Source organism: Paenibacillus sp. 2003 (genome assembly GCF_031455635.1).
Taxonomy (GTDB): domain Bacteria; phylum Bacillota; class Bacilli; order Paenibacillales; family Paenibacillaceae; genus Paenibacillus; species Paenibacillus amylolyticus_B.
Map to the genome: position 1 here is coordinate 90,465 of NZ_JAVDTB010000002.1, position 17,537 is coordinate 108,001.

The following is a 17,537-nucleotide window of genomic DNA, read 5'->3' on the forward strand; positions in this document are numbered from 1 at the left end:
AATCAATTTATGATACAATTTTATGATGCAAAATGAGTATGTTGTATGCATGTCATTCCTGAGAATCTAACTGTAAAAGTAAACCTGATCTCTGCTCACATAATTAAACTTAGTTAAACTCCAATACCGATTCCTCCCGCTGACTCATGACTTCAATTAGCATGTTGGCACCCAGACGAAAACCTTGTGCAAACGCTGCTTCCGTATGCATGCCCTCACATCTACCACACAAGTCAAATAACTGTTCAAGCTCAAGAAATTCATTCTCGGCTCAATCGATTCTTCCATTGCTCTGTCAGAGCTGCAATCTGCCGCCCTAACGCTTGGTATTCAGGATGTGTCGGCATCATCATCTCATCCGGTCGAAGTCGTCCATTATATAATGCCTCTAATATCGAATTCATGTGCATCCTCCTGTATATCAATTCGCACCTCACTTGAATGAACGTTCTACACATGATAGGATATTTATGCAGTCGCTCATTCAACAAGTGATTGTGGGTTAGGAAGCAGCGTGTTCTTCGTGGGACTTACGCTGCTTCCTTTTTTCATTTTTGGAGTTCGTCGTAAATCTTCTCAATCCCTTTGCGAACGATGTCTGATCGATTCGTATTCAGCTTCTCAGCCGAAATAGCGAGCTTGTTCATAATGTCCTCATCGACACGTATCTCAATCGTTCTGCTTTTGGGTTTGTCAGATTTAGGCCGCCCCATCTTTTTGGCGGACATTGCTTCACCTCTTTTTTTGTCCTGACAATAATATATTATTGTCAGGACAAAAAGTCGATTTAATTATAAAACATACGTTCGTTTTTGTGACAGCAGATTCATAGATAAATTTATAGTCTGTAATCCGTTTCAATGATAAAAAAAACTTGAACGGCTAGGCGCTCAAGGTTATTAGAGTACTATTATTGAGTAACAATTTAAAATTCAGGAGACACGCAAACAAGTAGGAAAAAGAAATTGATGTTTTAGCATTTTTATCACTCCATATTAAATATTTCAGTCTTTCTTAGAAATTAAATTACCAGTTTCTATGTATCCAAACTTCCCTCTTCACTGATCTCTCTTTGGTGTATCTCCATCTTTTCCAAAAGTTCCACGATAACCTCATCCAACTCCTCAAGTACCTCACTTGGTGTAGGGGACTCTAGTATCCTTACCAAATCCGTATGTAGCATACTCAGATGCGATATCGATAATCGATCAATCAATCCCACCAAAATGAAATATTCCCACTGTGGATCTTGGGTTTGTAATACATCCTTAATATAAGGAATCAAGTCTTCCCCCAGTCGCAATAATAGATCCTCTACCGGCTTAGAGATAGGCCAGTTCCCGTCTTGTAACCACTCCATAAGCTCTGGGATGATGACTCTCAACTCTTCATTACTAAATTCATTTAACTTGTTAACCGCCTCAAAGTCATGTTTGCCGCGGGGAAGACACGCCATAATATCCATTAATTCTCTCTCCATTCCTTATACTTTTACTCTCCCCTATTACTCCATTGGCTTTCCATATCTCACTAAGACATGCCAGAGTAATTTCAACTCTTGTAGAACTTCTGTGTAGGTTCCTCTATCACTCCAATTGCTTGGGTTTCGTTTCAATTCCATAGCTGCAGAACCAATCTTATTTGCATCAATAAAATCACTTTTTGCAATTCTCTTGGCTATTGAAGGCATCGAAGGGCCTCGAAAATCCATTGGAACTTCATCTACTAATAGTGTAAAGCCCATGTGCCAGTGGAGATCAATGGAATACTTTAAACATATCTGCTCTAAGATTCGTCCTGTATGTGTGCCTTTAAATGATGGGTCGGCAACAAGAATCTTTACATCTTTTTCAAGGGAAATATCACCATGAACCTGAGCTTCGATATAATGGTCCAGATTTCGATTTGGCTCTTGGTTTGATGGATTTCGGAATGGTTTCTCAAGATTGATGAGCATATGGTCAATTAACTTTTGAACTGTTAGATTTCTTTCACCAATGGCAAAATCACTATAAATTACATCCCTCATAAGAGCAGCCAAAACGAGGTCAAATTCCTCATACGTTCCCTTTTCCTCGGGGTCTTGGTGAGAATCCAAATATGTATACGTGCAACGCTGAGAGACCTCAGTGGATAAAAGGAAGTAACATGATCCAAAACGCGGAGCAGGTCCATCGGGATGTAACATAACATTGAGTGCCCCATACTTGGGACGTTCGCTATTGGTTGAGCCATTAATTTGGTACGCTCCGCCAAACATTTTATTCTCCCAAACGTCACGTTCACCGCCTGGAAATGCGGATACACTTCCATTCGATAAGAAAGTCTCAAACTGACTTTTATAAAACCCCTGCTCAAGTAGTGCCTCAGCCACGCTTTTCATATTCGGATCTAATCGATCTGGGTGAAAGTGTAGCGCGATACTTGCATGAGATTTTAGTTTAGTGATAGCATCTTCAAATGTCTTCAGCTCGATGTTGGACATACGAAGGATTTCCCTAATGGTTTGCTCCGCCTCATTTTTGCGGCTTCTTGCATAATTGGTTACATGCTCTTGAGCTAATTGCTGAGACCTTGATAATTCCATGAGCAGAAGATTCCTTTCCATTTTTATAAAATCATAATACATGATGGCAGTGAGGGAACTTACAGGCGGTTCAAAAATCATGATATTGTGCAATGAATCAATCCGTGTCACTTCTTTCAATTTGAATCATATCTTGTACAACGCGCGCTTCTCCACCATCATAAAGCTATGAACCCCTTATTCTTCGCCTTGTGTCTTAACTTTCTCCTCATCCTTCACGGTCACATGAACTACTTGCCCTTCATTCGCTGTATTCGCATCTCGCATCTGAATGGTCCATGTCCCTGTATCTGCATCAAACCGTGTGTCCTCTATGACGGGAATATGCATGTTCTCTGTATCAAGTGAATGCAGTCCGCTACGAATCGCATCCGCATCCGTCACGTGCGCACCATCAGGTGCCACTGGACAAGATACCGCTATCTTTTCTGCTCTGGCCTGCCCAGGATAGGGTTGATTTTCCGGGCCTCCATCCGTCCAGACTTCAACATAGGAGCCGATCTGCGGATCAGGCGCATTGGAGAACCATTTTGCCGGATAATACCGACTCTTTCCTCCATTGGAACTGAAATCCTCATATGCAGGATCAACAACAAGAATGGAATTGTCTTTGCGTTCAACCACATAACCGGTGAATCCTTCTTCACTTGGTGCATTCGCTTGAGTCTGCAAGGAGTTGCACTCGATATGTCCTGAACATCCCGTAAGGCATACGATCAGGATTGAGAGCAATATGAGGACTCGACGAAGAGTGGACATTTGTAAATCCCCCTTTAATAACACCTCTTTCTAAATTTTAACGTTCCATGTCAGGTTATTGTTGCAAATATAGCCTTTATCTCACCCTTAACTTCCTGACGGGCTCAGCACGATCAAACCATATATTCACTTCTTTATATCCCTTTTGTACACGTACCTTCCCCATACCACCAACGCCACACACAACAAGATCACACAATAAGCCCATACAAAAAACATGGCAAGCCCCAACCCGATGTTGGCATCCAGGCGCTCATCAAAAATCTCCGTATACATCGAAAAACCGAGTGGCACGGCGCCAACAATGAAAAGCCCAATGGACCATCCACCCCAGCGTCGGAAACCGGACCCCGCACGAGTACTGGAAAGTTTACGAACTCCTTGAATGAGAAACCACAAAATTAGAATAAATAATAGGCAGGTTATAAGAATCTTCAGCATATCGTTCAACTGCATATCGTGCACCTCCTACGCTAAAAATAATGATGAGTATCTTAACCAAGTAAAGTTTGAGACTTGATGATCATTACCCGTTTCCATGTCCCCTGATCACAGGCAGACACAATTCAGCACCCCAGACCTACATCCTATTCACATCACAGAAAAAAATGCCATCGCCCTGACTCCTTCCAAGTCAAGAACGATGGCGTTACTTCTCATATTTACATTTTTACATCCACATCTGATACGTTATGCGCCAAACTGCGCATAGTGAAGGCGGCTGTACACCCCACCTGCTGCGAGTAATTCTTCATGACGTCCCTGCTCCGTAATGCCTTGTTCAGCAACGACAATAATGCGGTCTGCATTTTTGATCGTAGCCAATCGGTGAGCAATAACCAGTGTGGTCCGGCCCTCGGACAGCTCAGCAAGGGATTGCTGAATCGCCGCTTCCGTTTCTGTATCCAGCGCGGATGTGGCTTCGTCCAGAATCAGAATTGGCGGGTTTTTCAGGAACATACGGGCAATAGACAAACGCTGTTTCTGTCCACCGGACAACTTCACGCCACGTTCACCAATTAACGTATCCAATCCTTCCGGCATCGATTGAATTAAAGGTTCCATCTGTGCACGTCTGGCAGCCATCCAGATCTCTTCTTCGGAAGCATCCAGCTTGCCGTAGGCAATATTCTCCCGAATGGTTCCATCGAAGAGGAATACGTCCTGTTGTACAATTCCGATATGACTACGCAAGGAATCCAGCGTCATATTCTGAATCTCCTGCCCATCGATCGTGATGCGACCTTCCAGCACATCATAGAATCGTGGCAGCAGACTGCACAATGTTGTTTTACCCGCCCCGGATGGACCGACAAGAGCGACGGTTTCGCCTGCTTGCACGTTCAGATCGATACCTTTGAGAACAGGCTCCTGATCCGAATAACCAAAGGTCACTTGCTCATAACGAATATCTCCACGCAAATGGGATACCGATACGGCCCCTGGACGATCTTCCACATCCGGTTCCATATCAAGCAGCTCCGTATAACGTTTGAAGCCTGCAATCCCTTTGGGATACGTCTCGATAACCGAGTTGATCTTCTGGATCGGTGTCAAGAACACATTGGACAACATAATAAATGCAATAAACTGACCGTAGGTCATACTGCCTTTAATGACAAACCATGTTCCGCATACCAGGACAAAGAGGGATACCAGCTTCATCAGCATATAACTGACAGAGGAGTTCCAAGCCATGATTTTGTATGCGATCAGTTTGGTCTGACGGAAACGACCGTTGTTCACAGCGAATTGTGCTTTTTCATGCTCTTCATTAGCAAAAGCCTGAACAACACGGATACCTGTGATATTGTTCTCTACACGAGCGTTGAAGTCCGCAATATCTCCGAACATACGGCTGAATGCCTTGGACATTTTGCTACCAAAGTAGAGCGACAGATAGATAATCAACGGCACGATGATAAAGGTTAACACCGCCAGATTTCCGTTAATGCTCATCATGATACTGAATGCACCAATTAGCGTCATGACCGCGATAAATACATCCTCTGGACCATGATGGGCAATCTCACCGATATCCATCAGATCGTTAGTCATGCGAGAGACCAGGTGTCCGGTTTTCGTATTATCGAAGAAACGGAACGATAACTTCTGCACATGATTAAACAGACTTTTACGCATATCCGTCTCGATGTTAATACCCAGCTTGTGTCCCCAATAGGTAACCACGAAGTTCAGGAATGAATTCAATAAGTAGATGCCGAGCAATGCCAGACATGCCCATAGAATCCAGTCCCAGCGGCCGCCTGGCAGCAGATCATCGACTACCCGGTTGACCGCCAGTGGAAATGCCAGCTCCAGCAGAGCGACTAAAATCGCACAACTGAAGTCAAGAATAAAGAGCTTTTTGTAAGGCCTATAATAGGCAAAGAAACGGCGAAGCATGGACTGAAGTCCTCCTTATGCAACCACACAATGATGATTACGTTCTATTTCGTCTTGCTTAAGAGGTACAGGAAGTATGGCGCACCAATAATGGCAACCAGGATCCCTGCAGGAATCTCCGAAGGCTGTAGGATGACACGACCCAGCGTATCTGCAACCAGTACAAGCAATGAACCGATCAGTGCAGATGCGGGTAACAGGAATTGATGTTTTGGACCCACCAGACGACGCGCCAAATGCGGTCCGATCAGACCTACAAAACCGATCCCCCCACTCACAGATACACATGAGCCGGCAAGCCCTACAGCAGCCGCAAGCAAAATCAGTCGCTCACGCTCAACCGGAGTCCCGAGTCCGCTTGCAGTCTGGTCCCCCAGATTCAGTACGTTCAACACACGTGCCTTATACAGAACAAGCGGGACAAGAATAATAAGAAACGGTAGCAATGCCGTTACAAATTTCCAGTTCGAACCCCAGATGCTGCCTGCCATCCAGGTAGCTACAAATTGATACTTTTCCGGACTAAGCCTTAACGTAAGCACGATCATGGCAGAACTGATTCCCGCCGCTACCCCGATCCCTGTAAGCAACATACGCGTAGGAAGGATGCCCTCTCCTTTTTTGTAAGAGAGAACGTAGATCAGAAATGCAGCAAAACCGGAACCGATCAGGGCCAGAATTGGCAAAAGAAATACCGGCGCTGCTGTCGTTGTCGGGAAAAAGGAAACAAATAACATGACGACCAGACCAGCACCTGCATTAATCCCGAGGATCCCCGGATCTGCCAACGCATTCCGAGATACTCCCTGCAAAATACAACCAGATAACGCAAGTCCGGCCCCGACCAGCACCGAAATCACAATACGTGGCAGACGGAATTCAAAGAGAATCAATTCCTGTTTCGCCGTGCCTCCACCAAACAGAGTTCGCATCACCTCAAGCGGCGAAAGCTTGGTAAAACCTGTGTTCATGCTCACCACAAAAGCCGTAATAATTAATAGGGCAAGTACAATGAGGACAATCGTACTCCTGGTTCTCTTCTTGCGCTCTGCTCCAACTATTGTTGAGGATTCCATCGTTACAGAGTCCTCCTTTCTTTACGCGCCAGATACAGGAAGAATGGTACCCCGATGAGGGCAACCAATGCGCCAATTGGCGTCTCGTACGGCGGGTTAATCATACGTGCAGCCAGATCCGCAAATACAAGCAACAGACTGCCCATCACAGCGGAACATGGAATAATCCAGCGATAATCGACCCCAACCAGCTTCCGCGTGAGATGGGGAATAATGAGTCCAACAAAACCGACCGCACCCACCACGGACACAGCCGTACCCGCGAGAATCAGTACAACAATCAGGCCTATGAGCTTGATCAGCCCAGTACGTTGCCCCAAGCCCACCGCAATATCTTCTCCGAGACTAAGCAGAGTAATGGAACGGGAGATGAGAAGACCTGCGATTAGTGCAGCGAGTACCCATGGGAACATGACCTCAAGTTGAGACCACTTCGTTCCGGCTACACCACCCGCTGTCCAGAAAGCCAGATCTTGTCCAATCCTGAAATATAATGCAATCCCTTCACTGAGTGCCGACAACATCGCTGATACAGCCGCACCTGCAAGCACAAGGCGTAGTGGTGTAAGACCCGATTTGGAAGCTGCACCAAAACCATACACCAACAGGACACCAAGCCCTGCTCCAAGGAAGGAATACATGATGATATACATAAATGGCAAGCCAGGGAAGAAGGCAAAACAAACTGCAAGCGCAAATCCAGCTCCCGCATTCAACCCAAGCAGACCTGAATCGGCCAGCGGGTTACGAGTCATGCCCTGCATGATCGCACCAGCTACAGCGAAACATGCACCTACCATTGCTCCTCCAAGGATACGTGGTAATCGAATCTCCCATATGATCTGATGTGGAGTCAGCTCAGGATTGAAATCAAAGATAGCCTTCCAGACTACACTAAGCTTAATATCAGCAGCGCCAAATGAAATGGACAACGCCATACCCAGAGCGAGTAGCAAAACTCCCCCTGTAAGAATAAGTGTGGCTGCCCACGGACGAGTGTGTATCTTCGCTGTGGGTGAATCCGGATTATGTTTTTCTGGTGAAGCTTGTGAACTCATACGCGCCCACCCTCGTTATGAGTGGAGCTGCTCAAACCTATGTACATAACAATCACCTCTCTATAAATACCGAACTTTAATGATATTGATTCTCATTCCCATAGACCATTGTAAGTGAATCCACGAGCTCTGGCAATGGACAAATAGGACATGTTTATTGCATATATGAAGATTTGCACACAATTTTACACGCAAAAAGGCTGCGCAAGAGCCAAAAAGCTCGAACACAGCCTTATCATTGCATATCTAGAACATGTAAAATACAGACTCGTTTAACGGGCATGTACCGTAAGTAAGGATGCCAGGACATCCGGAACATCGGTAATGATTCCTTGCACACCCATGTCAATCATGGCCTGCATCTCGGCAGGATCATTCACCGTAAATGGATAGGTAACAACGCCATGTGCCAATGCAGCAGCAACATCTTCTTGTGTGACAGCCAGCTTGTAGGGATGAAGGCCTGAAGCTTCGAGTTTGGCGGCATAATCATAGGGACGGTACAACTTTTCCATATATAGAAGTGCTGTACGAATCTCCGGGGCAAGACGTTTACATCTCACGAGCGAAGCATGATTGAAACTGGACAGCACGACCTGTTGCTCCAGATTCCAGTCCCGGATCGCTTGTATAACCTTCTCTTCCATCCCCTTATAACTCACAATACCATTTTTCAATTCCAGATTAAGCAGGGTTCCTTTCCCCTGTACCAGCTTGAATAAATCCTCCAGAGAAGGAATACGTTCCCCGGTAAAATCGGCATGGAACCATGACCCGGCATCCCGCGTGCGCAATTGATCGTAAGTCGTATCTTTAACCCAGCCTTCTGCGCCGCCAGTTCGGCTTAACGTCTCATCATGAATCAGTACCAGTCTGCCATCACTCGTCATCTGCACATCGGTTTCGATCCCTGTTGCTCCAAGCACCAGACTCCGTTCAAAAGCGCTCATCGTATTCTCCGGGCATACGGCAGATGCACCGCGATGGGCAATAATCTCCATGTTCCTCATTCCAGCGCCTCCTGTGTTCAAGCTTCACTCTATGATCCTTACTATAAACACGGTTTGTTAGCCCTGTATTAACAGAGCGTATAATGGGTTACCTGCTTCGCTAATACTAGCGACCGGGTTGAACATCAACGGGCTGGGGATTCACTCATTTTTGCGAACTCAATCTGAAAATCGACATAACATAGTATGAACGATGGAAGCACTGAACTCCGTTATAAGGAGGTTGACTATTGAATCCCTCAAAGAAAAAATCGATACCTACGCGTCCTCACACATCCCAGTTACAGTCGGCTTCCAGGCTTTCCAGATCATCTGTCCATATCAAAAACAAATCCGGCAAGACGGCTAATCAGCGTTCTCTTAACTCCAGTTCACCCAACACACTGGATCAGCTGGCTATTGTTGCAGCAATACTCTCCTTAATTGCAGCCGCCATCGGGCTATATATCGCCTGGAAATCGTTAAGTAATCCGGATCAAACTGCTGTTGTGGTGTAAGCTGCTTGTTGTGCAGCTAATGGCTCAGGAGGCTCTCTCCTGCTTCTGACCTTATTCAGGGGCAGGTTTTTGCTTTTTCAATTACTTAACGTATGCTGGAAACGTCAAAAAACCGTTCCCCTGAAACGCCGACATATACCGGCGTCTCTTTGGAAAGGTCATTTTTTATTCGGGCGCTGCCTCTGCAGCGTGATCCCCGTCCCGGGATTTGACCGAATTACAGAATGAATGTGCGAGAGATAATAACCAACAGAATGAACAATACCAGAATTGCACCTGTTGATGTCCATGCTCCACCACCGAAGCCTCCGCAATATCCGTAACCTGTACCTTTGAGTTCGCTCATCAGTGACACTCCCCTCTTCATCGAAGTACACTATAGACTATGTCCGATAGCGCAACTTGCTTGGGCAGATCGAAAATTCTCCCGAGGAACGAGTGGGTTCAGGCCCGTCTTCTTATGCACTCATTTCCCGTTGAGTTGTGACCACTTCTGAGTCAGCTCTGCAGGAATGTAGGATGACATTTGTTTGATCAGTGCAGCCGGATCAGATTCCAGACTCCACAGACTGAGATGCGAAGTATTGGAGAATCCCTCTTGTACACTATGTTCTACCATCTTCATCAGCGGTCCATAGTATCCGTTGACATTCAATAAGCCGACAGGCTTACGATGAATACCGATCTGTGCCCAGCACAGTACCTCGAATAGTTCTTCAAATGTACCCATACCTCCAGGAAGTGCAATGAATCCATCGGATAATTCGGCCATCGTAGCCTTCCGTTCATGCATGGTTCCCACTTCAATCAGTTGTGTGAGTCCTCCATGAACAACCTCGCCCCGGAACAATCCGGTAGGCATAACCCCGATTACCTCTCCTCCTTGCTCAAGAGCAGCATCGGCTACTGCACCCATCAAGCCCATGCAAGAACCACCATAGACCAGTGCATAACCACTATCAGCAATCTGTTTACCCAGTTGAACAGCCTTCTCTGTATAATCGGGGTGATTTCCCGGATTGGAGCCTGCAAAAACAGCTATACGTTTCATTGGGTTTCACTCCTTCTCATGATCTATTTTAATAGTATACAACATGAATGTAATGGGTATGTACAACAGGTTAACAGAATCAATGGACAAAAAAATACCCGACCGTTTGCAGCCGGCCGGGCTCCCATTTCAATACACATCAATTTAGAAGGGGTTGTTACTATCTAATATACAGACCGAACATTAAATCCGTATGATCTTTGCATGAAATGAATATTAAATCTTCGTATAACTAACGTATCCCACGGCGTGAACGTACGACAAACATATGCTTGTCTTTACGAAGAACCCGACCATCTGCAAGTTCAACCTGATCCTCGTCATGACGCAGAATCGTCGTGGATAACGCTACAATTTTGGCCCGGCGCCAGATCATAACCTGTGACTTGAAATAGATCGCATTTTCGAACTGAATTGCCTTTTTCATCACATATCCAACCTTGTGCACCTCAGAACGTGCTTTCTTTAAGGGAAGACTCTCTTCGGGAAGAGGTCTGATCATTGCGATATTGTCAAACGATACCTTGATCCGTTTCGGTCCGATCCGTACACATTCCGCTTCTTCATCCCACTCGACCAGCGTTCCCTTCAATGGCTCCCGTATGCCTGTTGCACGATATACCGCTACTTTTCGTCCTATCCAATGTCGCAATGTTCTCACCTCCATCTGTCTATATAAGTTGACTACAGATTATTTACACAGACACTACGATGACAGAACAACCTTCCAATCGCTGTTATCCCCAGATTTTTTCGATTTCCTTTTCCGAAGGGAAAAATCCGGGTATAAAGGCGAACGCATCGCTTTTTCAGGTTTTTTCTGTCCTCTCCGTTATTGTGTAAATGATTAGTTCAACTTATATTGTTTTCAGGTATCTTCCAATCGATCGGTTCAATACCTTTGGAGGTCAAGAAATCATTGGCTTTGGAAAAGGGACGACTGCCGAGGAATCCACGATGTGCAGCCAGCGGACTGGGATGTGTAGACTCCAGTACCAGGTGCTTGTCCCTGTTAATAAAAGCACCTTTCTTCTGGGCATGACTGCCCCATAGCATAAATACCATTGGCTCTGAACGTTCATTCAACGCACGAATAACAGCATCCGTAAATGTCTGCCACCCTAGTGCCTGATGCGAGTTAGGCTGACCTTCACGAACCGTCAGAACAGCATTTAATAGCAGGACTCCCTGCTGTGCCCAATGAACCAGAGATCCATGCTTCGGAATTGGCAGGTCCAGATCGGCATGAAGTTCCTTATATATATTTTTCAGAGAAGGCGGTACGCGTACCCCGGGTCTAACCGAAAAGCTTAATCCTTGAGCCTGTCCCGCTCCGTGATAAGGGTCCTGACCAATAATAACGGCCTTAACCTGATGATATGGCGTCAGCATCAGTGCGGAGAACAGGTCTTCTTTGGGCGGAAAGACCGTCTGCGTTTTGTACTCGGCGGCGAGAGTGTAACGAATCTTGTTAAAATATTCAGCTTCCGTCTCTTCCTGAAGCACCTTGTCCCAATCGTTTCCAAACATATGTATAGGCTCCTTTCCCCTGATGAGTGCAGTTTCGTTCAGCCCAACTACTGGACTCTTCCTTCTGAGAGCCACATGTCATGCAACTCATAGACTATCCACCATTTTAACATAACCGGGGACAGCAGACCAGAATTGCGCATCAGGTGTAAGTCCACCTCAAAAAAAATCGTATTCTTGCTACATTCAGTATACTCATACAAAAAAGTCACCTCGCTGTTGCGTGATGACTTGATGACTTTACACTTGAACGGGCACTTCTTCGACTTCTTTCACAAGCACACTACTGATTCTCCGTAATCCTTCCTGAAGGACAGAACGGGGACAAGCCAGATTCAACCGAATACAGCCCTCACCATTTGCTACAAACATATGACCATCTTCCAGCAACACACCTGCTTGCTCCGCGAAGAATAAAGGTAAACTTACATGCTCGGGAGCATATGCCGAGATATCAATCCAGGCCAGATACGTGGCTTCCGGGATGTGAAAGACAGCCAGTGGCAGATGCTGCTTCACATACTGTTCTACGCAGGCGAAATTGGCGTCTAGATAACCTTTTAATTGTTTCAGCCATTCATCACCCGTTTCGTAAGCCGCTTGAGTGGCAGCAATGCTAAGTGGGTTTTTGAAACCATAATGGCGTGCCTGCCACACCTCTCGGAGTGCATTGTTTGGAATGATGACATTGGAGAACATCAGACCAGCCATGTTGAACGTTTTGCTCGGAGACATGCAGGTAATGATTCGATCCGTATCCGGGAACAGCTTCGCAAGCGGGGTATGTCTTTTGCCAGTCCGCAGCAGATCACAGTGAATTTCATCTGAAATGACCCATACATTGTTCCGCAGGCAGATCTCACCCACACGTTGTAACTCTTCCGTTGTCCAGACGCGCCCAGATGGATTATGGGGATTGCAGAAAATACATACCCTTACCTTCTCATCCCTGGCCTTGGCTTCAAAATCCTCAAAGTCAATCGAGTAACGCCCCTGCTCGTTGATCATATCCGAACATACCAGTTCAAGATTGTTATGCTCCGCAGCTGACTTGAAGAAACCATAGGATGGGGTCACGATCAGTACTTTCTCATCCGATTGACAGATATATTCCACCAATTCATATAAAGCGGGAATGATCCCGTTTGAGGTCTCCAAATGCTCCTTTGGGAAGGACCAATCATAGTATCTCTTCATCCAATTCGAAACAGCTTCATAGTATGCCGGATCAAATACCTGAGAGTAACCCATGATTCTACGGTCCAGACGTTCCTTAACTGCATCCAGAATCTCGGGAGGTGTGGCAAATTCCATATCTGCAATCCACATGCGAATAAATTCTTCATCTTTGAATGGAAATGTCATATCTTCTGTGGCGTTAAAAATATATTGACGGAAACCATCCGTATTCATGGCATTTGTACCTGTGCGGTCTATAATCTCATCAAAATTATATTTCATAGCTTCTGCTCCTCTATCTGCTTTACTTTTTCATTGTCGTTTCATGTCGTATTAACCTATTATTTCATGATGCAGGAATTGCATCAAATGCAATACAATCTATTCTGACGAAACAAATGAAGTTTATTGTTTCTTCAAAATAGGTATTTCCGAGAAAAAGTGATATATTTCTCATATAACATCATTTTATGAATGACTTTCATCATTTTCACGTACTCTCAAGAAACATTGGCATAAGGAGAACCGGTTATGAACAATATCAATCAGGAAGTTGGCAAGAAAATACGAAACTTTCGGAAGTGGCGGGGACTGACCATTCAACAGCTTGCGGATCAGATCTTCAAGAGCAAGGGCACGTTATCCAAATATGAGAGCGGAGATATTACACTTGATCTGGTCACGTTACATCATATTGCGAACGCGCTCAACATTCAGGTGGAGCAACTCTTGTACCAAGAACCAAGGCATGCATCTCCTCTGATGAATGCCGTCCCGTCCAGCTTTTTCAAGAATTCTACACGTTTCTATTCCTACTTCTATGACGGGCGTAACAACAGTCTCATTCGTTGTGTCATTGACATGATGGCTCAGTCGGATGCCAACCGTTATCGCACCGTGATGTATATGAATGTGAAGGATTTTGAGAACTACCAAGAGTGCGAGAATATGTATTGGGGCCACACCGAGCATTATGATACACTCACCACGCTGATTTTGAAAAATCAGGCCACGCCGCTGGAGAACCTATATATTAATATTCTGGCGTCTTTTCAGGAATCAGAGAAAAAATGGGGGCTGATGGCTGGTGTCTCGTTCAGACCTTTCATGCCGATCGCGCTCAAAATGTTATTCTCCAGAACCCCGCTGCCCGAGAACCAGGAGTTGTATAATGAATTAAAAATCTCAAAAGAAGATCTGCGGACACTGAAAATATACAACATGCTTGCTGTCACTTGAACAACGCAGCGTGTCACCCATTCTCATTATGGGTCGGCGACAGTTGCTCCACATTCCTCCTCATTAAAAAAGGCACTTCTATAAGCTGTTGAAACCAGCTCATAAAAGTGCCTTTCGCTTTGATGCCTATTGGTTCGGGGATAAGCGAGACTAACGTTTAGTTTTTGATTAAATCCAGCGTTTCGTCAAACATTTGCTTCTGTTCCTCAATCTTGTTCTCATTACCGATCACGCAGCGCTGTTGCTGTTCAAGTACGGCCGATAAGAGCTCAGCAAAACCGATAATGTCGCTTTCCTTCGTGCTTAACACTTCGTCACGTTCCTGTTGCAGATCTGCTTCCGTCACATTCGACAGATAACACTCCAGAGAGAATGCCCCTTCGCCATAAGGTGTTCTCGGCGTATCCAGATCCTGGATCGCACCAATGATGTAACGCGTCATTTCCCGCTCGTCTGCCCGGAAATCGGTCAAATATTGCGGTATCTCTTCATATACTTTGTACGTTTTATCGAGATTAGGATCACGATACGATGCAACGTAGCTGTCTCCGTTCCGTCTGAAACCTGACATGCAACCATATGCTCCGCCTTTGGCGCGGATATTGGTCCACAAGTAATCCAGAGACAGGATTCCCTGCAAGACCCGTAGTGAACCGGTGTATTGATATCCTTTGTCGATATAATTACCCGTTTGCACCACGTACTGCACCTCTGAAGGAGAACGGAATCCTTCCTTACGCGTAGCCGGTGTGAACGTAAACTCTTCCTTGGCAACCTCATGTGTGAACAGCTTCGCTTTCAGATCGGAAACCTGTTGTTCCAGTCCTTCATATCCCTGCTCATCGGCAGTGTAACTGACAAGCAAGTTCTCCGGTCTGAAAATATACCCCGTTAACTCTTGCAGGCTGGAAGATAACTCTTCTTTTCTAGCCTCAAAATTCGCCTGAAGATCCTCAAGCCACTGGTAAAAGGCAATGCCACTCACAGCTTCTCTGAAATCCGCAACCGCTGAATGTTTGGACGATGACCGACCAATTCCCGCAGAGTGTCCGCTATTGATCAGATTACGTTGCAGATTACCTTTCATCTGGGAGATGATCTCATACAATCGCTTCGAATTATCGAATCGGGATGTGAACACAATTTCTTTGATCATATCAAAGGCAAATCCAAGCTTGTCATACAACACTTTTGCGTTGAACTCATAGGTAGCCTTGAATTCATTGTGCTTATGCGCGTTAGCATAAGATCCTATCCCGCTATGAATACCACCCGAATGGATATGAATTTCATTGGACAGTTCATTGAACGAGTAGTTTTGAGTATCCACGTAACCCAGTACATTTTTCAGCAATCCTGCATACGGCAGGAGATGACGTGGCACTTCTTTGATATCAAACAGCAGTCTCAGATAACCAATTCCGTTGGTGTAAAGGTTATGATGGAGAATGGTTGTGCCGTCGACCTGGTTCACCGTTTGATGCAACGTAGAGGCTTTTGGTTCAATATCTTCAATCGATAACGTCGGAATGACCTGCTGCTGCTCTTTGGTTGAAGGTGTATTCTGATACTCGGCGAGTGCTTCTGTTTTCTGAATCAACGTCTGAACTTCTTCCTCACTAAGACCGGACTGAATAGTTTTCAGACGTTCTTTCAATGCTTCCTCCTTGCGTGAGTTCAGCCCCTTATCCGGGGTAAGCGCCACAAAAGAAGTATGTGTGTTCTGCAAAATATATTTCTCAATCAGTTGCTCGAAGTAACCTTCGTTCATTTTTGTCCGCAGTTCAGCAAATACGTCATTGGCTTCCAAATGAGTGAAAGGTGCTTCTTCATCGTACAACCAGCTTTGCAGGGAGGAGAATCCGTAGATCAGGCCTTTCGGCATTCTGCCATAGTCCGCTTCCCTGTGATTGAACTCATACGAGTTAATTCCAGCAAGCAGTGCTTTTGGATCAAAGCCTTCTTTTACCACACGCTCAAGCACTTCTTTGACCGTTCCCAGGAAATCCTCTTTGCTCGCTAGATTACTCTTCTTCAGTCCAACCGTGAACACAGGCTGATATAGGCTGTCATCATACGAACCGTATACGTCCTTGGCAATTCCTTTATCCAGCAAAGCCTGTTTCAATACCGCTCCCGGAGCGTTCAGCAGGGCGTATAACAGAATTTGGAACGAAATGTTCAGTTCCTTGTCCAGACTTGTGCCGATCACCGCGTTATAGGTCAAGAAGCTGTTATCCACTTCCGATTCCGTACTTCCCGCAGAGTAAGTCTTAACTGTGTCTACCCGTTCTGCAAAAGCAGGTTGAAGTTGAATGGCCGAATCAATCTCGACTCGATCATATGCGCTCAGATAGTTTTCATCCAGCCATTGCAGTTTCTCTTCCATATCCATATCGCCGTAGAGATAGATGTAACTGTTGGAAGGATGATAGTATCTCGTGTGGAAATCCAGCAAGCCCTGATACGTTAGATCCAGAATAGCTTCCGGGAATCCGCCAGACTCGGAGGAGTACGTAGTATCCGGGAAAAGGGAGTTCAACACTTCTCTGCGCACCATTCGTTCCGGTGAAGAAAAGGCACCCTTCATCTCGTTATATACAACTCCATTGTAGGTTAACTCATCGTCAGCAGAGGTCAGGTTGTAGTTCCAGCCCTCTTGCAAAAATATCTTTTCATTCTCGTAAATATTTGTATTTAATACCGCATCCAGATAAATATCCATCAGGTTATGGAAGTCATGATCATTACGACTCGCGATCGGGTAGATCGTCTTATCGGGATATGTCATGGCGTTAAGGAATGTATTTAATGAACCTTTTAGCAACTCAACAAAAGAATCCTTGGCCGGAAATTTCTTGGACCCACAGAGCACGGAGTGTTCGAGGATATGGGCTACCCCTGTATTGTCTTCCGGAGGTGTGCGGAAACCGATACTAAATACTTTGTTGTCGTCCTGATTGGACAAAAGTACAATTTTGGCCCCGGATTTCTGATGTTCCAACAGATACGCATCCGATTTCAGTTCTTCAATTCTGCGCTCTTGTAACACCTTGTATGGCTTGAGCTGTTTCAACATAAACTTGAGTCCTCCGTCCATAAGATTGTTTTATTGGTTTTGTGAATCTACATAAGTTCAAATATG

At 45.3% G+C, this 17,537-nt stretch carries 19 protein-coding genes; 2 read left to right on the forward strand and 17 right to left on the reverse strand.

Annotated elements, in window-relative coordinates:
• Nucleotides 1-109: 109 nt before the first annotated feature.
• The 11 genes from J2X75_RS30365 to J2X75_RS12525 all read right to left on the reverse strand — a co-directional run bounded on the left by J2X75_RS30365 (nucleotide 110) and on the right by J2X75_RS12525 (nucleotide 8,896).
• Nucleotides 110-211, reverse strand: coding sequence for a hypothetical protein (locus J2X75_RS30365; protein ID WP_397383566.1), 102 nt, complete (start codon nucleotides 209-211; stop codon nucleotides 110-112).
• Nucleotides 212-260: 49 nt separating this feature from the next.
• Complete coding sequence (locus tag J2X75_RS12480) at nucleotides 261-404, reverse strand: DUF6809 family protein (protein ID WP_310336930.1); 144 nt, start codon at nucleotides 402-404, stop codon at nucleotides 261-263.
• Between the two features lie 144 nt (nucleotides 405-548).
• Complete coding sequence (locus J2X75_RS12485; RefSeq protein WP_310336932.1) at nucleotides 549-728, reverse strand: CopG family transcriptional regulator; 180 nt, start codon at nucleotides 726-728, stop codon at nucleotides 549-551.
• A 308-nt stretch (nucleotides 729-1,036) separates the two neighbouring features.
• Complete coding sequence (locus tag J2X75_RS12490; RefSeq protein WP_310336933.1) at nucleotides 1,037-1,465, reverse strand: DUF5071 domain-containing protein; 429 nt, start codon at nucleotides 1,463-1,465, stop codon at nucleotides 1,037-1,039.
• A 39-nt stretch (nucleotides 1,466-1,504) separates the two neighbouring features.
• Nucleotides 1,505-2,587: a DUF3626 domain-containing protein gene (locus J2X75_RS12495; RefSeq protein WP_310337642.1), complete on the reverse strand. Its 1,083-nt coding sequence runs from the start codon at nucleotides 2,585-2,587 to the stop codon at nucleotides 1,505-1,507.
• A 177-nt stretch (nucleotides 2,588-2,764) separates the two neighbouring features.
• Complete coding sequence (locus tag J2X75_RS12500) at nucleotides 2,765-3,346, reverse strand: DUF3221 domain-containing protein (RefSeq protein ID WP_310336934.1); 582 nt, start codon at nucleotides 3,344-3,346, stop codon at nucleotides 2,765-2,767.
• 126 nt (nucleotides 3,347-3,472) lie between these two features.
• Nucleotides 3,473-3,802, reverse strand: a complete 330-nt coding sequence (locus J2X75_RS12505) for a hypothetical protein (RefSeq protein ID WP_310336936.1) — start codon at nucleotides 3,800-3,802, stop codon at nucleotides 3,473-3,475.
• 234 nt (nucleotides 3,803-4,036) lie between these two features.
• Nucleotides 4,037-5,752 carry an ABC transporter ATP-binding protein gene (locus J2X75_RS12510; protein WP_124116053.1) on the reverse strand — a complete coding sequence of 572 codons (1,716 nt, stop codon included), beginning with the start codon at nucleotides 5,750-5,752 and terminating at the stop codon, nucleotides 4,037-4,039.
• Nucleotides 5,753-5,796: 44 nt separating this feature from the next.
• Nucleotides 5,797-6,828, reverse strand: coding sequence for a FecCD family ABC transporter permease (locus tag J2X75_RS12515; RefSeq protein WP_310336938.1), 1,032 nt, complete (start codon nucleotides 6,826-6,828; stop codon nucleotides 5,797-5,799).
• A 2-nt stretch (nucleotides 6,829-6,830) separates the two neighbouring features.
• Nucleotides 6,831-7,886: a FecCD family ABC transporter permease gene (locus J2X75_RS12520; RefSeq protein ID WP_036614761.1), complete on the reverse strand. Its 1,056-nt coding sequence runs from the start codon at nucleotides 7,884-7,886 to the stop codon at nucleotides 6,831-6,833.
• 272 nt (nucleotides 7,887-8,158) lie between these two features.
• The gene (locus J2X75_RS12525) at nucleotides 8,159-8,896 is read right to left on the reverse strand and encodes a glycerophosphodiester phosphodiesterase (RefSeq protein ID WP_310336941.1); all 738 of its coding nucleotides are present in this window, start codon (nucleotides 8,894-8,896) and stop codon (nucleotides 8,159-8,161) included.
• Nucleotides 8,897-9,126: 230 nt separating this feature from the next.
• On the opposite strand from J2X75_RS12525, the gene J2X75_RS12530 reads away from it, so the two are divergent.
• Complete coding sequence (locus J2X75_RS12530; protein ID WP_036614763.1) at nucleotides 9,127-9,393, forward strand: hypothetical protein; 267 nt, start codon at nucleotides 9,127-9,129, stop codon at nucleotides 9,391-9,393.
• Nucleotides 9,394-9,610: 217 nt separating this feature from the next.
• Here J2X75_RS12530 and J2X75_RS12535 read toward each other — a convergent pair whose 3' ends face one another.
• From J2X75_RS12535 to J2X75_RS12555, 5 genes are all read right to left on the reverse strand, one after another.
• Complete coding sequence (locus tag J2X75_RS12535) at nucleotides 9,611-9,739, reverse strand: hypothetical protein (RefSeq protein WP_255319930.1); 129 nt, start codon at nucleotides 9,737-9,739, stop codon at nucleotides 9,611-9,613.
• 120 nt (nucleotides 9,740-9,859) lie between these two features.
• The gene (locus J2X75_RS12540; protein WP_310336946.1) at nucleotides 9,860-10,444 is read right to left on the reverse strand and encodes an LOG family protein; all 585 of its coding nucleotides are present in this window, start codon (nucleotides 10,442-10,444) and stop codon (nucleotides 9,860-9,862) included.
• A gap of 232 nt (nucleotides 10,445-10,676) precedes the next feature.
• Nucleotides 10,677-11,096 carry a hypothetical protein gene (locus J2X75_RS12545; RefSeq protein ID WP_017687369.1) on the reverse strand — a complete coding sequence of 140 codons (420 nt, stop codon included), beginning with the start codon at nucleotides 11,094-11,096 and terminating at the stop codon, nucleotides 10,677-10,679.
• 200 nt (nucleotides 11,097-11,296) lie between these two features.
• Nucleotides 11,297-11,974, reverse strand: a complete 678-nt coding sequence (ung, locus tag J2X75_RS12550) for a uracil-DNA glycosylase (RefSeq protein WP_310336948.1) — start codon at nucleotides 11,972-11,974, stop codon at nucleotides 11,297-11,299.
• 240 nt (nucleotides 11,975-12,214) lie between these two features.
• Nucleotides 12,215-13,435 (reverse strand): MalY/PatB family protein, encoded by a 1,221-nt coding sequence (locus J2X75_RS12555; RefSeq protein ID WP_310336950.1) that lies wholly within the window; start codon nucleotides 13,433-13,435, stop codon nucleotides 12,215-12,217.
• A 249-nt stretch (nucleotides 13,436-13,684) separates the two neighbouring features.
• On the opposite strand from J2X75_RS12555, the gene J2X75_RS12560 reads away from it, so the two are divergent.
• Complete coding sequence (locus J2X75_RS12560) at nucleotides 13,685-14,392, forward strand: helix-turn-helix domain-containing protein (RefSeq protein ID WP_017687366.1); 708 nt, start codon at nucleotides 13,685-13,687, stop codon at nucleotides 14,390-14,392.
• A gap of 157 nt (nucleotides 14,393-14,549) precedes the next feature.
• Here the strand turns inward: J2X75_RS12560 and J2X75_RS12565 are convergent, their stop codons facing one another.
• On the reverse strand, nucleotides 14,550-17,471 hold the full coding sequence (locus tag J2X75_RS12565; RefSeq protein ID WP_310336953.1) for an insulinase family protein: 2,922 nt from the start codon (nucleotides 17,469-17,471) through the stop codon (nucleotides 14,550-14,552).
• Nucleotides 17,472-17,537 lie beyond the last annotated feature (66 nt).

Coding starts and splice junctions, on each gene's coding strand:
- J2X75_RS12565 (WP_310336953.1), bottom strand. CDS start 17,471: ATGTTGAAACAGCTCAAGCCATACAAGGTGTTACAAGAGCGCAGAATT.
- J2X75_RS12535 (WP_255319930.1), bottom strand. CDS start 9,739: ATGAGCGAACTCAAAGGTACAGGTTACGGATATTGCGGAGGCTTCGGT.
- J2X75_RS30365 (WP_397383566.1), bottom strand. CDS start 211: ATGCATACGGAAGCAGCGTTTGCACAAGGTTTTCGTCTGGGTGCCAAC.
- J2X75_RS12520 (WP_036614761.1), bottom strand. CDS start 7,886: ATGAGTTCACAAGCTTCACCAGAAAAACATAATCCGGATTCACCCACA.
- J2X75_RS12515 (WP_310336938.1), bottom strand. CDS start 6,828: ATGGAATCCTCAACAATAGTTGGAGCAGAGCGCAAGAAGAGAACCAGG.
- J2X75_RS12560 (WP_017687366.1), top strand. CDS start 13,685: ATGAACAATATCAATCAGGAAGTTGGCAAGAAAATACGAAACTTTCGG.
- J2X75_RS12555 (WP_310336950.1), bottom strand. CDS start 13,435: ATGAAATATAATTTTGATGAGATTATAGACCGCACAGGTACAAATGCC.
- J2X75_RS12510 (WP_124116053.1), bottom strand. CDS start 5,752: ATGCTTCGCCGTTTCTTTGCCTATTATAGGCCTTACAAAAAGCTCTTT.
- J2X75_RS12490 (WP_310336933.1), bottom strand. CDS start 1,465: ATGGATATTATGGCGTGTCTTCCCCGCGGCAAACATGACTTTGAGGCG.
- J2X75_RS12505 (WP_310336936.1), bottom strand. CDS start 3,802: ATGCAGTTGAACGATATGCTGAAGATTCTTATAACCTGCCTATTATTT.
- J2X75_RS12495 (WP_310337642.1), bottom strand. CDS start 2,587: ATGGAATTATCAAGGTCTCAGCAATTAGCTCAAGAGCATGTAACCAAT.
- J2X75_RS12500 (WP_310336934.1), bottom strand. CDS start 3,346: ATGTCCACTCTTCGTCGAGTCCTCATATTGCTCTCAATCCTGATCGTA.
- J2X75_RS12480 (WP_310336930.1), bottom strand. CDS start 404: ATGAATTCGATATTAGAGGCATTATATAATGGACGACTTCGACCGGAT.
- J2X75_RS12540 (WP_310336946.1), bottom strand. CDS start 10,444: ATGAAACGTATAGCTGTTTTTGCAGGCTCCAATCCGGGAAATCACCCC.
- J2X75_RS12485 (WP_310336932.1), bottom strand. CDS start 728: ATGTCCGCCAAAAAGATGGGGCGGCCTAAATCTGACAAACCCAAAAGC.
- ung (WP_310336948.1), bottom strand. CDS start 11,974: ATGTTTGGAAACGATTGGGACAAGGTGCTTCAGGAAGAGACGGAAGCT.
- J2X75_RS12525 (WP_310336941.1), bottom strand. CDS start 8,896: ATGAGGAACATGGAGATTATTGCCCATCGCGGTGCATCTGCCGTATGC.